Below are 14,770 nucleotides of genomic sequence, written 5' to 3' on the forward strand. Positions count from 1 at the left end.
CTCCATGGCAGGCGTGGTGTTTCAGCGTTTTCTCGCCGACGAGGCTGCGACCGCAAGCCTCGGCGAAGACCTGGCGATGGCGCTGCGGCCCGGCGATGTGCTTGCCCTCAAGGGCGATCTCGGCGCCGGCAAGTCGACCCTGGCGCGGGCGCTGATCAGGGCCTTGGCCGACGATGAAACCCTCGACGTGCCGAGCCCGACCTTCACGCTGGTCCAGAGCTACAATACGCGCGTGCCGGTCCATCATTTCGATCTCTACCGGTTGTCCTCGCCAGGCGAAATCGACGAGCTGGGTTTCGACGACGCCCTTGTGCAAGGGGCGGCCTTGGTCGAATGGCCGGAACGAGCCGAGGCATATTTGCCAGAAACGTCGGTTCTGATCGAACTCGTCCATGACGGTGACAGCCGTCTCGCAAGATTGTCGGGACAAGGTGCTGGATTCGAGCGCGCGGCACGGTCGCTGGCGATGCGCGATTTCCTCCACCGCGCCGGCTGGGGCAAAGCGCAGCGGCGGCATTTTGTCGGCGACGCCTCGGCCCGCTCCTACGAAATCGTCTCGCTCGCCGGTTTTCCGCCGCGCGTGCTGATGAATTCGCCGCGGCTGGTGCTCGGCCCGCCGGTCCGCGACGGCAGGCCCTATGCCGAGATCGCCCACAGCGCGCAATCGGTTTCGGCTTTCGTGGCTATCGACCGGGCCTTGCGAGCGGCTGGTGTCAGCGTCCCGGAGATTCATGCAGAGGATCTCGACCAAGGGTTCTTGCTTCTGGAACATCTGGGGTCGGAGGGATTTCTTGGCGATCAGGATCAGCCGGTGGCCGAGCGCTACGCGGCGGCGGCCGAATTGCTTGCCATGATGCATGGCAAGGCGTGGCCCCAGCGCATAGAGGCCGCGCCCGGCGTCTTTCACGACGTGCCGCCCTTCGACCGCGACGCCATGATGATCGAAGCCGATCTGCTGGTCGACTGGTATGTGCCGATGCTCACCGGCAGCCCGGCAAGTAAAGCCTTGCGGGCCGGCTACAACAGGGAATGGAACGCGGTTCTCGACCGGCTGGACGGTCGCGAATACACGCTGATGCTGCGCGACTTTCATTCGCCCAACATCATCTGGCGTGGCGAGCGTTCCGGCCACGACCGCCTCGGCGTCGTCGATTTCCAGGATGCGCTGATCGGCCCGTCCGCCTATGATGTTGCCTCGCTCGCCATGGATGCCCGCGTCACCATATCATCCGAGATCGAGTCTCAGACGCTCAACGCCTATATCGCCGCGCGCCACGCCGCCGGCGCTTTCGACGAAGACGCATTCGTCGAGACCTACGCGATCATGGCGGCGCAGCGCAATTCGAAGATCCTCGGCATTTTCGTCCGGCTCGAAAAGCGCGACGGCAAGCCTTACTACCTGAAGCACCTGCCGCGCATTCGCGACTATCTTCGCCGGGCGCTGGCGCACCCGGCCTTGAAGGGGCTACACGACTTCTATGTCGCCCATGACCTGATGGAAGAACGTTCGCCGTGACAGCAAACCCCAACACCGCAATGGTGCTCGCCGCCGGGCTGGGAAAGCGCATGCGGCCGATCACCGACACGATGCCGAAGCCGCTGGTCAAGATCGCCGGCAAGACATTGCTCGACTGGAGCCTGGACAGCCTGGCCCGCGCCAACGTCAAAAAGGCCGTCGTCAACGTCCACTATTTTCCCGAACAGATCGTCGCCCATGTCGTCGCACGCCGCGCGCCGCAGGTGGTCATTTCCGACGAAAGCGAGATCCTGCTCGAATCCGCAGGCGGCATCGTCAAGGCATTGCCGGAGCTGGGGAAAGAGCCTTTCTACGTCATCAACGCCGACACTTTCTGGATCGACAATGGTGCGTCCAGCCTCGACCGCCTCGCCCTTGCATGGGACGCGTCGACAATGGATATTCTGCTGATGCTCGCGGATTTGCAGTCAGCGACCGGACACAGCGGCGGTACGGATTTCTTGGTCGGCCTTGACGGCGCCTTGCGACGTTCGAAAGGCGACCCTGAAGGCCTGATCTATGCCGGTGCTGCCATCATCCATCCGCGCGTCTTCAAGGACGCACCGACGGGACCGCATTCGCTCAATGCCTATTTTGATACGGCCATCGCCGCCGGCCGCCTGTTCGGCATGAAGATGCATGGCCGCTGGATCACGGTCGGCACGCCCGATGCCATTCCGCTTGCGGAAGCGGCGGCCGCTGGTGTGCTAACTGAAACACCATGAGCGGCTCGCGCCGCGTTTTCTCGATCCCGCCCGGAGCGCCGTTTCTGCCGACGCTGGCGGAGGCGCTGCTTGCGGGGCGGCTCGTCCCCGGCTTCCGTTTCGATGGCGACCCGCTGGCGCTGGCCGATGTCACCATCTATGTGCCGACGCGCCGCGCCGCACGGGCGCTGCGTGGCGCCTTCGTCGACAGCCTGGCCAGCCTGGGAGGTAGTCGCTCGGCGATCCTGCCGGTCATCCGCCCGCTCGGCGAATTCGATGAGGACGGGGCCGCCTTCGAAGCCGAAGCCTCGGCCGCCATCGATCTGGCGCCACCGATCGACGCAACCGAACGCCTGCTGCTGCTGGCGCCGCTGATCCGGCTTTGGAAGAGCCGCCTGCCGGTGGCAGTCGTCGCCCGCTTCAATGAGGAGATCGTCGTGCCGGTCTCCGCCGCCGACGCCATCTGGCTGGCGCGCGACCTTGCCCGACTGATGGACGAGATCGAGACTGAAGGCACGGATTGGACCAAGCTCGCCGACCTGGTGAGCGGAAACCTTGCCGGCTGGTGGCAGGTGACGCTCGATTTCCTCGGCATCGTCACCGAAAATTGGCCGAAACTGCTCGAGGAGCGCAACCGTTCCAACCCAGCCGCACACCGCAGCGCGCTAACCAGGATCGAGGCGGCGCGGCTGGAGCGCAATCCGCCCGCCGGTCCGGTGATCGCCGCCGGCTCCACGGGATCGATCCCGGCCACGGCCGAGTTGCTGGCCGTGATCGCAAGCCTGCCCAAGGGGGCCGTCGTGCTGCCCGGTCTCGACCGCAAGCTGGACGACCCGTCCTTCGCAGCGATTGCCGCATCCGGCGCGCGCCCGGCCATGCTAGGTCATCCGCAATACGGCCTGGCAAAGCTGATCGGCAAGATCGGCGTGCTGCGAGGCGATGTCGAGGAGATCGTTGCCGCGGCAAGGCCGCTTGCGCTGCGCGCAGCACTTGTCGGCGAGGCGCTGCGGCCGGCCGAGACAACCGAGCTGTGGGCCGAAACGCGCGACCGCTTCGAAGCCGGAGACATCACCGAAGCCTTCGCCGACGTGACGCTTGTCGAAGCTGCCAACGAACGCGACGAGGCGGTGGCAATCGCCGTGGCGCTCAAACGCGCCGTCGAACAGCCCGGCCAGCGGGCAGCGCTGGTCACCGGCGACCGCGCTCTGGCGCGGCGCGTTTCGGCCGAGTTGTTGCGATTCGGCGTCGTCGCCGACGATTCCGGTGGCACGCCGCTCGCCAACACGCCTGCGGCCAGCCTGCTGAGACTGGCGCTTCAGGTGGTGTTCCGGCCCGGCGACCCGGTTGCCCTGTTGTCACTGCTCAAGCACCCGCTGCTTGGCCTCGGCCTGAAACGGACGAGCGCTCGCCATGCGGCGGAGATCGTTGAACTGGTGGCATTGCGCGGCGGTACTGGACGGCCGGACGTCACATCGCTGCCGGCGCTTTTCGAGGCCCGTCTCGGTGGGCTCGGCGGCGACAGCCGCCCGCCCTTCTGGTTCCCGCGCCTGATCGTGCGGGGTATCGAGGAAGCACGCGACCTTCTCACCCGCCTTGCCGCGGCGCTGGCGCCGCTCACTGCCTTTCGCGACGAGACGAATGCTGATCTGGCGGCACTGACCCGGGTCAGCGTCGACGCGCTGGAAAATCTCGGCCGTGCGGCGGATGGAGGCCTGAGCGAGATCTATGCCGGCGACGCCGGCGAGAAGCTCACTGAGCTGCTGCGCGGGCTGGTCGCCGCCTCGGCGTCGTTCTCCTTTTCGGCGGACGAATGGCCTGACGTGATGGACGCACTGATGGCGCCCGAAACCGTCAAGCCGGCGCAAGGCACCGACCGCAACATCGCCATCTGGGGCGCACTGGAAGCACGATTGCAGAGCGTCGACACGCTCGTCATCGGCGGGCTCAACGAAGGCGTATGGCCGCGCAAGCCGGAAGGCGATCGCTTCATGTCGCGGCTGATGAAGACCGGCATCGATCTCGAACCGCCCGAGCGGCGCATCGGCCTTGCCGCCCATGATTTCCAGATGGCGATGGGTGCAAAAAAGGTGGTGCTGACCCGCTCCGCCCGTTCCGGCGATGCGCCGGCGGTGCCGTCGCGCTGGCTGCAGCGCATCCTCACCTTCATCGGCAAGGAGCACACGGCTGTGCTTCGCCGGCGCGGCGACGAGTTGCTGGCCTGGGCACGCGCGCTCGATGCCGGCGAGAAGCAGGATTTCGCGCCGAGGCCGCAGCCGAAGCCGCCGCTGATCGTGCGGCCGCAGCATTTCTCGGTCACCGAGATCGAGACGCTGCGTCGCGACCCTTACGCTGTCTATGCCAGGAGGATACTCGGCCTGATGCCGCTCGATCCGGTGATCCGCGATCCCGGCGCCGCCGAGCGCGGCACGCTGTTTCACGCCATCCTGCATCTCTTCTCGCGCAGCGTGGCCGATCCACGTGCGCCGGAGGCGCTGGAGGGCCTCATCGCCGCCGGCCGCACCTGCTTTGCCGACGCGGCTCTTCCGCCCGATGTCGAGGTGGTGTGGTGGCCGCGCTTCGAAAAGCTCGCCGCCAATATCATCGAGTGGGAGCACGGCCGCGCCGCCGCAGTGACCCGGCGGCATGCCGAGGAGCGCGCCGAAAAGACAGTTGTCGGCCGGTCCGGAGTGACGCTGTCCGGCTATGCCGACCGCGTCGATCTCCTGGCCGGCGGCATGGCCGACATCCTCGACTACAAGACCGGTTCGTCGCCATCCAAAGCGCAGGCGCACACGCTGCTGTCGCCGCAACTGGCGCTTGAAGGCGCGCTGCTCAGGCGCGGCGCCTTCAAGGGGCTCGGCGCGCGCGAGCCATCGCAATTGGCCTTCATCAGGCTGAAGCCGAATGGCGACGTGTTCGAGGAGTCGATCCTCGAATACAACCGCAAGCCAAGGACCGCCGCCGATCTCGCCGAGGAGGCCTGGGCGCGGCTGGAAAAGCTGCTGCTTCACTATGCCGATCCAATGACCGGGTACCTTTCACGGGCGCTGCCGTTTCGCGAGGGCGAGACCGACGGCGATTACGACCATCTTGCCCGCGTGCTCGAATGGTCCGCCGGTGGCGATGCCGACGACGAGGGAGGGGAGGCATGAAGAAGGCCTATCCCGTCCCGACCGACACCGCGACCAGCCAGGCGCGCGCCTCCGACCCACGGAATTCGGCCTGGGTATCGGCCAACGCCGGATCGGGCAAGACCCATGTGCTGGCGCAGCGCGTCATCCGGCTGCTGCTGCGCGGCACCGATCCGTCGAAGATCCTGTGTCTGACCTATACGCGTGCCGCCGCCGCCAACATGTCGAACCGGGTGTTTTCAACATTGTCGGAATGGACATCACTCGGCGACGCGGAATTGGCGACACGGATAGAAGCGCTGGATGACCGCCGGCCCGACCGCGAAACCATGCGCCGCGCGCGGCGGCTGTTCGCCGAGGCACTGGAAACGCCAGGCGGGCTGAAGATCCAGACCATCCACGCCTTCTGTGAATCGGTGCTGCACCAGTTCCCGCTGGAAGCCAACATTCCGGCGCATTTCGAAATGCTCGATCCGCAAATGGAGGCGTCGCTTTTCGCCGCCGCCCGCCGCGACATGATTTGTGGCGCTACCGCCGGTGATGCGGAACTGGCCGAGGCCTTCGCTACTGTGCTGGAGCGTGGCGGCGAGGCCGGGCTCGACGCCCTGCTCAACGAAATCGTGCGCAAGCGCGACGGTTTGCGCGCCTTCATCGACGCAGTCGGTCGTCATGGGCAGGGCTTTCAGGCGCTGTTCGAAGAGTTCCGGTTCAGCGCCGGACAGACAGCCGAAGGCCTGGCGGCGTCCGTCTGGCCGCTGCCGGGTTTCCTGCCGGATTATTTCGTTACTTTTGCCCGTGCCGCAGAGGCCACCGATGCCCGCACAGTGCTTAACAACATCTTGCCCTACGGCCACCTGGCCTTTGCCGAGGACGATCCGATCCGCCGGCTGCAACTGCTTGCCAAGGCCTTCCTGAGAGCGGATGGCGCCTCCTATGATCCGCCAAAGGCCTTCAAGAAGGCGCTGCTCGATCGGCTGTCCGATCTGCCGGAGCGCTATCTGGCGGCGGCCGACGCCATCCTCGAAACCTCCGACCGTCTGGCGCTGTTCAGGATGCTGGAAGGCACAGGCGCGGCGCTGACCATCGCCGGCTGGCTGATCGCCCGCTACGAGCAGTTGAAGCGCCGTCGCGGCTTCCTCGACTTCAACGACCTGATCACCCGCACGGTAAGCCTGCTGGCGCGGCCCGACGCCGGTCCCTGGGTGCAATACAAGCTCGACCAGGGCATCGACCATATCCTGCTCGACGAGGCGCAGGACACCAGTCCCGACCAATGGGAAGTGGTGAAGCGGCTGGCGGAGGAGTTCTTTGCCGGGCACGGCCAGCGCGACACGATCCGCACTGTCTTTGCCGTCGGCGACGAAAAGCAGTCGATCTATTCCTTCCAGGGCGCCGCCCCGGATTCCTTCGCCGAAAGCAGGCTGCTGTTTGCCGGACGCGTGCGCGACGCCGAGGCCTCGTTCGCCGACCTCAAGCTGACCTGGTCGTTCCGCTCGACCGATGACGTTCTGATCGCTGTCGACCGCGTCTTCGCCGACCCTGGCGTGCGACGCGGCATCAGCCATGATCCCGATCCGCTGAGCCACAAGGCGATCCGTACCGATGCACCTGGCTATGTCGAGGTCTGGCCGTCGCTCGGCGCCGATGTCGTCGACGAGCCGGACGACTGGACGTTGCCGGTCAACCACGCCAGCGCCCCGGCGGTGCGTGTTGCCGAGCACGTGGCCGCCACAATCCAGAACTGGATCAAGGCCGGCGAGATTATCGAGGGAAAGGGCCGGCCGGTGACGGCCGGCGACATTCTGGTGCTGGTGCGCAAGCGCGACCGGTTCGTCCATGCCCTGTCGCGCAGCCTGAAGAACAGGCAGATTCCGATCGCCGGCGCCGACCGGCTCAGCCTGCCCGGCCATATCGCCGTGAAGGACCTGATTGCGCTCGGCCACTTCCTCATCCAGCCCGAGGACGATCTGTCGCTTGCCGCCGTGCTGCGCAGCCCGATCTTCGACGTTTCGGAAGAGACGCTTTTCGCGATCGCCGCGGAAAGGCCGTCCGGCCTTTCGCTGATCGCGTCGCTCAGACAGCACGCCGCCGACAATGGTGTACTGGCCGATATCGTCGCCCGGCTCGACAACTGGACCAGCGAGGCGGCGTTCAAGCCGGTGTTCGAGTTCTATGCCGGTGCGCTGGCGCGCGACGGCTTGCGCAAGAAGATGATCGCGCGGCTTGGACCGGAAGCCGGCGACATCATCGACGAGTTCCTGAACTTCTGCCTGGCCGAGGAACGGACCGGCCTGCCGGGGCTGGAAGCCTTCCTGTCGACGCTGGAAAATACCGGCCCCGAGATCAAGCGCGAGATGGACCAGACCCGCGACGAGGTCCGCGTCATGACGGTGCACGCCGCCAAGGGCCTGGAGGCGCCCGTCGTGTTCCTGGTCGACGGCGGTTCGGCGCCGTTCAGCGACCAGCATCTGCCAAGACTGATGCCGTTCGAAAGTTCGGGCGACTGCTGGGACGGCAAGGGTTATCTCTGGCGCGCGGCCAGCGACGTCGCCAACGGCTTTTCGAAGGCGGCAGCAGCCAGGGCGCGCGAACTGGCCGACGACGAATACCGCCGGCTGCTCTATGTCGGCATGACGCGGGCCGAGGATCGGCTGATCGTCTGCGGCTACCACGGCAAGCGGGCGCCCAGTACCGGCACCTGGCATTCGATTGTCAGCCGCGCCCTGGTCGGCACCCCCGAAAGCGTGGAGCGCCGCCACCCTGTCACCGGCGAGGCGGTACATCGCTTCCACGTGACGGGATTGCCGCCGATGGCGCCTGCGGCCGTGGAGGAGACGCTGCAGATGCAACAGTTCGCGCCGCTGCCGATAACCCTGTTCCAGACGTTGCCGCCTTATGAAGACCTGCCGCGGCCGCTGTCGCCGTCCGGCGCCTCGGCGCTGATCGACGAGGCCAGGCAAGCGGTGATCGACACACGTTCACCGGTACTGGATGTCGAGACGGAGCCCGGCTTTGCCGTGGTGCGCGGGCTGGTGCTGCACAAATTGCTGCAGATGCTGCCCGGCATTGAGGAATGCGAGCGCCGGGACGCTGCGCAACGCTATCTGGCGCGCGCCGGCGCCGAGTGGCCTGAGGCCGAACGCGACGAGGCGTTGGCCTCGGTGTCGGCAATCCTGGCCGACGGCCGCTTCGCGCCGCTGTTTGCGCCGTCGTCGCGCGCCGAGGTCGCGATCATGGGCAGCCTCGAGGTGAAGGGCAAGATGCGCTCCATCTCAGGCAAGATCGACCGGCTGGCGGTAACGCCCGGCAAGGTGTCGATCGTCGACTACAAGACCAACCGGCCGGCGCCGACGACGCTGGCGGAGGTTCCGCCGTCCTATGTCCTGCAGCTCGCACTTTATCGCGCGCTGCTGAAGCCGCTTTATCCCGGGCGTGGGGTCTCGGCGGCGCTGCTGTTCACGGAGGCGCCGCGGCTGATCGAACTGCCGGCCAAGGCCATGGACGACGCCCTTGCCCGACTCACGGGAGCGTGACACAACACCTGCTTGAAGAAGGACGCGATTACCACCACATTTGGTGGACAAAAAACTCTCGAAAGGATTTCCCGCATGGCCACCGTCAAAGTCGACAAGAGCAATTTCCAGGCCGATGTACTGAACGCCAAGGAACCCGTCGTGGTTGATTTCTGGGCGGAATGGTGTGGCCCGTGCAAGATGATCGCGCCGGCGCTGGAGGACATTGCCGTCGAACTCGGCAGCAGGATAAAGATCGCCAAGCTCAACATCGACGAGAATCCGGAACTGGCCGCGCAGTTCGGCGTGCGCTCGATCCCGACCTTGATGATCTTCAAGGGCGGCGAAGTCGCAGACATGAAGGTCGGCGCTGCGCCGAAGACGGCGCTGTCGCACTGGATCAACGGCAGCCTCGCCTGAGCAGGCTGAAATTCCCAATCAAGAGCCCGGTCATCGCGCCGGGCTTTTTGTTGGCGTCGCCTACAGCGCCGCGCGTCCTTTGGACGCGCAAAGGACGCTGTAGCAATTCGATTGGCGCATGATCCTTTCAGAAAATCGATTCCGATTTTCTGGGTCATGCGCTGGATCGTTCTGGCACTCGCGGCTTGGCGTCTCGTATTGTTCTGAATTCAAAAGGAGAAACGACATGACCGGATCCGCCAAGGCAACCGTCTTCATCGACAATGACCGTGTCGTCGTCACTGAATACCGCTTCGCACCGGGCGACAATACCGGCTGGCACCGCCATGGCCACGACTACGTCATCGTGCCGCTGATGGACGGAAAGCTGAAGTTGCTGACCAAGGACGGTGAAGCCTTTGCCGAGATGAAGAAGGGTGCGCCCTATTTCCGCAAGGAAGGCGTCGAGCACGACGTCATCAACGCCAATGACGGCGAATATGCCTTCATCGAGATCGAGCTGAAATAATCGACCAAGGCGCTGGCTCTGCGATCGAGGTGGGGAGGGCGCGATCACCAATCGGCGACGCGATCGCCGCCGACGAATTGCGCGCTTTTCTCGGCATACTCGAACAACTCGATCTTCACGTCGTTGGGGTCGCGAATCCAGGCCTGATAGGTATCGTCGCAGGCGTGTTTCTTTGACGTGACATCAATCCCCTTCGACCTGATGTGGGCGATCGCTGCGTCGATGTCTTCCACTTCCAGGCAGAAATGGTTGATCTGGTTAAGGTCGCTATAGCGAGCCTCGTCTTTCTGGAACACCTCGACGTGGCTGCGGCCGCCGCAATTGAGGTAGAAACCGAAGATCTTCCCATCGCGCAGGAAATTGAACTGGGTGTCCATGCCGAGGACGTCCCGATAGAAGCTTCGCGTCACTTCCAGGTCATTCGCGAAGATGCAAACGTGAGCGACCTGCTTTACCTTAATCATGACTGTGGCTCCTCCCGGTGATCTGGACAAGTCTGGCGTCATCGTGGGCTGGGCGAAGGCACGAAAATTATGGCCTCAGGTCGGTGGCGTGCCGTTCTCGGCCAATACCGCGCCGGCCAGGTAAAGCGAGCCACCGATCAGGATGCGCGGCGGCGGTCCGTCCCAGGTATCGCGCAACAGCATCAGCGCATTGGCGACGGAACTGACCGGCTCAGCCGACAGGCCGGCCTCGACGGCACGGATCGCCAGTTCGTCGTTCGGCACGCCGGCTTCGCTCTGGCTGACCGGAACCGTATAGACATGCCGGACCAGGCCGTTGAAGGCGCGGAAATAGCCGGTCTGGTCCTTGGTGTTGATCATGCCGGTGATCAAGAATAGCGGTCGCGGGTTCTTTTCCTCCTGCTCGGCCAGGGCTTCGGCAATGACCACGCCAGCGCCCGGATTGTGGCCGCCGTCGAGCCAGATGTCGGCGCCCTTCGGCGCCAGCTCCGTCAGCCTGCCTTGCGACAGCTTCTGCATCCGGCCCGGCCAGGCGACATTGACCATCGCCTTCTCGGCGGCGCGGTGGCCGATCTCGAAGCCCGCCGCCTTGACCGCTGCGATCGCCGCCGCCGCATTGGCGAACTGGTGGCGACCCGGCAGGCGCGGCGGCGGCAAATCCATCAACCCGTCTTCGTCCTGGTAGACCAGGCGGCCGTTTTCCTCGAAGGCAAGGAAATCCTGGCCATAGACGAAGACGGGGCAGTCGAGCCGCTCGGCGGCCTCGACGAGCACCTGCAGCACGGTTTCGCTTTCCTGCGCACCGACGACCACCGGGCAACCCTGCTTGATGATGCCGGCCTTTTCGGCGGCAATCAGCTCGACCCGGTCGCCGAGATAGGCTTCGTGGTCGAGCGAGACCGGCATGATCACCGACACCGCCGGCTCTTTGATGACATTGGTGGCGTCGAAGCGGCCGCCGAGGCCGACCTCGATGATGACGGCATCTGCCGGATGTTCGGAAAACAGCAGGAAGGTGACGGCGGTGAGGATTTCGAAGACGGTGATCTTTTGGCCGCCATTGGCCTTGGCGACGCGGACTATGGCATCGGCGAAAACCTTGTCATCGACCAGCCTGCCGCCACCGTCGGCCGCCAGCCGGTAGCGCTCGTGCCAGTTTACTAAGTGTGGCGAAGTGTGGACGTGGACGCGGTGGCCGGAGGCTTCGAGCAGCGCCCGCGAAAAGGCCGCGCACGACCCCTTGCCGTTGGTGCCGGCGATGTGGATGACCGGCGGCAGCCGATCCTGCGGGTTGCCCAGCCGTTCGAGCAATCGCGAAATGCGGTCGAGCGAAAGGTCGAAGCCCTTCGGGTGAAGCGCCATCAGGCTTTCGATTTCGCGGTCGGCGGCAAGCGTGGTCATGAGGGAACCCTAGGCGGGCGGCAAACCGCGCGCAATCGCGGTCGCGTCGCTTGATGTCGCGTCAGGCCTGCGGCCGTGCTTCCGTCGGGGTGCCCAACAGCGGCAGGACTTCCGGTTCCAGCGGCTTTTGCTCTTCCGGCACCTTGAGCAGCATTTTCAGAAGCCGCGCGATGGTCTGGCGCATCTCCAGCCGCGACACCACCATGTCGACCATGCCGTGCTCCATCAGGTATTCGGCACGCTGGAAGCCGTCGGGCAGCTTTTCGCGGATGGTCTGCTCGATGACGCGCGGCCCGGCAAAGCCGATCAGCGCGCCGGGCTCGGCAATGTGCACGTCGCCCAGCATGGCGTAGGAGGCGGTGACGCCGCCGGTGGTCGGGTTGGTCAGGACGACGATGTAGGGAAGACCGGCCTCCCTCAGCCGATCGACAGCCACCGTTGTGCGCGGCAGCTGCATTAGCGACAGGATGCCTTCCTGCATGCGGGCGCCGCCGGAAGCCGCGAACAGGATCAGCGGACGCTTGCGCTGCAGGGCGACCTCGAAGCCGTGGACGATCGCATCGCCAGCCGCCATGCCAAGCGAGCCGCCCATGAAGGCGAAGTCTTGCACCGTCACCACCACCGGCAGGCCTTCGACGGTGCCCAGCGCGTTGACGATGGCATCTTCCAGGCCGGTCTTGGCCTTGGCGTCCTTCAGCCGGTCGGTGTAGCGCTTCTCGTCGCGGAACTTCAGCGGGTCCTGCATGACCTTGGGATTTTCGAGCGTCTCGTACTTGCCGTCATCGAAGAAGAATCTCAGACGCTCCTTGGCCGAGATCTTCATGTGGTGGCCGGAGGACGGGATGACGAACTGGTTCTGCTCGAGGTCCTTGTGGAAGACCATCTCGCCGGTCTCAGGATCCTTGATCCAGAGATTCTCAGGCATTTCGCGACGGCCGAGCATCGAATTGATCTTCGGGCGAACGTAGTTGGTGATCCAGTTCATCGCTTCGGCTCCTGTCCTGACGAAGAGGTAGGACGGTTATTCGGCGGCAGCAAGGCGAGCCGCGCGCACGCCTTGCGAAAGGCCGCTGACCAGCGTGGCAACCGCCTCGGCCGGATCGGCGGTCTTTTCGCCTTTCGGCCCGAGCACATTGGCGACCGCGTTGACGATCGCGGTGCCGACGACGACACCGTCGGCCGAGGCGCCGATGATGCGCGCCTGCTCGGCGGTCTTGACGCCGAAGCCGACGCAGACCGGCAGGCCGGTGTGGCCCTTGATGCGCTTGACCGCCGCCGCCACCTTGCCGGTATCGGCCAGGGCCGAGCCGGTGATGCCGGTCATCGACACATAATAGACGAAGCCGGAGGTGTTCTGCAGCACCTTGGGCAGGCGCTTGTCATCGGTGGTCGGCGTGGCAAGACGGATGAAATTGATGCCGGCCTTGAGCGCCGGGATGCAAAGCTCCTCATCCATCTCCGGCGGCAGGTCGACGACGATCAGGCCGTCGATGCCGCTGGCCAGCGCATCCCTGAGGAAGCGATCGACACCGTAGATGTAGATCGGGTTGTAGTAGCCCATCAAAACGATCGGCGTCTCGCTGTCGCCGGCGCGGAATTCTGACGCCATCTTCAGCGTCTTGACCAGTGTCTGGCCGCCCTTCAGCGCCCGCAGGCCGGCAGCCTGTATCGCCGGGCCGTCGGCCATCGGATCGGAAAACGGCATGCCGAGCTCGATGATGTCGCTGCCGGCGCCAGGCAGCGCCTTCATGATCGACAAGGACGTTTCGTAGTCCGGGTCGCCGCCCATGAAATAGGTGACGAGCGCCGGACGCCCTTCTGTCTTCAGCTTGGCCATGCGGCGGTCGATGCGGGTCGTCATGATCAGATCTCCATGCCCAGCATGCTGGCCACCGTGTGTACGTCCTTGTCGCCGCGGCCGGACAGGTTGACGATGACGATCTGGTCCTTGTCCATGTCAGGCACGATCTTAACCGCATGAGCGATGGCGTGGGCGGATTCCAGCGCCGGAATGATGCCTTCGACGCGCGTCGTCAGTTGGAACGCCTCCAGCGCCTCGTCGTCGAGGATCGGCACGTATTCGACGCGGCCGGAGTCGCGCAGCCAGGAATGCTCCGGCCCGACGCCCGGATAATCGAGGCCGGCCGAGATCGAATGCCCGTCCATGATCTGGCCGTCCGCATTCTGCAGGAGATAGGTGCGGTTGCCGTGCAGCACGCCGGGAGCGCCGGCACTCATCGAGGCGCAATGCTCGATGCCGTCGAGGCCGCGGCCACCGGCCTCGATGCCGATGATGCGGACTTGCCTGTCGTCGAGGAAGGGATGGAACAGGCCGATGGCGTTCGAGCCGCCGCCGACACAAGCGATGATGGTGTCCGGCAGCCGGCCTTCCTGCTCGAGGATCTGGGCGCGCGCCTCGGTGCCGATCACCGACTGGAAGTCGCGCACCAGCTCCGGATAGGGGTGCGGGCCGGCGGCGGTGCCGATCAGGTAATAGGTGTCCTCGACATTGGTCACCCAATCCCGAAGAGCTTCGTTCATGGCGTCCTTCAGCGTGCCGTGGCCGGCGGTCACCGGCCGCACCTCGGCGCCGAGCAGCTTCATGCGAAAGACGTTGGGGCTTTGGCGGGCGACGTCGGTAGCGCCCATATAGACGACGCAGGGAAAGCCGAAGCGCGCCGCCACTGTGGCCGACGCGACACCATGCTGGCCGGCGCCGGTTTCGGCGATGATGCGCGTCTTGCCCATTCGCTTGGCGAGCAGGATCTGGCCAAGGCAGTTGTTGATCTTGTGCGAGCCGGTGTGGTTCAGATCCTCGCGCTTGAAATAGACTTTTGCGCCGCCCAAGTGCCTGGTCAGGCCTTCGGCGAAATAGAGCTTCGACGGCCGCCCGGCATAGTGGGTCGAGAGATCCGTCAGCTCGGCCTTGAAATCCGGATCGTCCTTGACCTCGTTCCAGTGCCGTTCCAGCTCGAGTATCAACGGCATCAGCGTTTCGGCGACGAAACGACCGCCGAAGATGCCGAACATGCCCTGCTCATCGGGTCCGGTGCGGAAGGAATTGGGCGTCGCCGGCTTGTTCATCGCCGATCTCCTCGGTCTTGATTTGCGAGC

Annotated in this window: 11 protein-coding genes; 6 read left to right on the top strand and 5 right to left on the bottom strand. The window is 65.1% G+C overall.

Going from position 1 to position 14,770, the window contains the following annotated elements:
• Positions 1 to 4 precede the first annotated feature (4 nt).
• From tsaE to EN859_RS17390, 6 genes are all read left to right on the top strand, one after another.
• Positions 5 to 1,516: a tRNA (adenosine(37)-N6)-threonylcarbamoyltransferase complex ATPase subunit type 1 TsaE gene (tsaE, locus tag EN859_RS17365; protein WP_127854113.1), complete on the top strand. Its 1,512-nt coding sequence runs from the start codon at positions 5 to 7 to the stop codon at positions 1,514 to 1,516.
• Positions 1,513 to 2,241 carry a nucleotidyltransferase family protein gene (locus EN859_RS17370; protein WP_127854114.1) on the top strand — a complete coding sequence of 243 codons (729 nt, stop codon included), beginning with the start codon at positions 1,513 to 1,515 and terminating at the stop codon, positions 2,239 to 2,241. The genes tsaE and EN859_RS17370 overlap by 4 nt, the downstream gene beginning before the upstream one ends.
• On the top strand, positions 2,238 to 5,372 hold the full coding sequence (gene addB / locus EN859_RS17375) for a double-strand break repair protein AddB (RefSeq protein ID WP_127854115.1): 3,135 nt from the start codon (positions 2,238 to 2,240) through the stop codon (positions 5,370 to 5,372). Before EN859_RS17370 ends, addB begins: the two co-directional genes overlap by 4 nt.
• Positions 5,369 to 8,884, top strand: a complete 3,516-nt coding sequence (addA, locus tag EN859_RS17380) for a double-strand break repair helicase AddA (RefSeq protein ID WP_127854116.1) — start codon at positions 5,369 to 5,371, stop codon at positions 8,882 to 8,884. The genes addB and addA overlap by 4 nt, the downstream gene beginning before the upstream one ends.
• A gap of 75 nt (positions 8,885 to 8,959) precedes the next feature.
• Complete coding sequence (gene trxA / locus EN859_RS17385; RefSeq protein ID WP_127854117.1) at positions 8,960 to 9,283, top strand: thioredoxin; 324 nt, start codon at positions 8,960 to 8,962, stop codon at positions 9,281 to 9,283.
• A gap of 226 nt (positions 9,284 to 9,509) precedes the next feature.
• Positions 9,510 to 9,791, top strand: coding sequence for a cupin domain-containing protein (locus EN859_RS17390; protein WP_127854118.1), 282 nt, complete (start codon positions 9,510 to 9,512; stop codon positions 9,789 to 9,791).
• A gap of 44 nt (positions 9,792 to 9,835) precedes the next feature.
• On the opposite strand, the gene EN859_RS17395 is transcribed toward EN859_RS17390, so the two are convergent.
• The 5 genes from EN859_RS17395 to trpB all read right to left on the bottom strand — a co-directional run bounded on the left by EN859_RS17395 (position 9,836) and on the right by trpB (position 14,740).
• A complete protein-coding gene (locus tag EN859_RS17395) occupies positions 9,836 to 10,255 on the bottom strand; it encodes a VOC family protein (RefSeq protein WP_127854119.1) in 420 nt (139 codons plus the stop codon).
• Positions 10,256 to 10,330: 75 nt separating this feature from the next.
• Positions 10,331 to 11,656 carry a folylpolyglutamate synthase/dihydrofolate synthase family protein gene (locus EN859_RS17400; protein ID WP_127854120.1) on the bottom strand — a complete coding sequence of 442 codons (1,326 nt, stop codon included), beginning with the start codon at positions 11,654 to 11,656 and terminating at the stop codon, positions 10,331 to 10,333.
• Positions 11,657 to 11,717: 61 nt separating this feature from the next.
• Positions 11,718 to 12,641 carry an acetyl-CoA carboxylase, carboxyltransferase subunit beta gene (accD, locus tag EN859_RS17405; RefSeq protein WP_127854121.1) on the bottom strand — a complete coding sequence of 308 codons (924 nt, stop codon included), beginning with the start codon at positions 12,639 to 12,641 and terminating at the stop codon, positions 11,718 to 11,720.
• Positions 12,642 to 12,677: 36 nt separating this feature from the next.
• On the bottom strand, positions 12,678 to 13,517 hold the full coding sequence (trpA, locus tag EN859_RS17410) for a tryptophan synthase subunit alpha (protein WP_127854122.1): 840 nt from the start codon (positions 13,515 to 13,517) through the stop codon (positions 12,678 to 12,680).
• Positions 13,518 to 13,519: 2 nt separating this feature from the next.
• Positions 13,520 to 14,740, bottom strand: a complete 1,221-nt coding sequence (gene trpB / locus EN859_RS17415) for a tryptophan synthase subunit beta (RefSeq protein WP_127854123.1) — start codon at positions 14,738 to 14,740, stop codon at positions 13,520 to 13,522.
• Positions 14,741 to 14,770 lie beyond the last annotated feature (30 nt).

This window comes from Mesorhizobium sp. M00.F.Ca.ET.216.01.1.1 (genome assembly GCF_004010325.2).
Taxonomy (GTDB): Bacteria; Pseudomonadota; Alphaproteobacteria; order Rhizobiales; family Rhizobiaceae; genus Mesorhizobium.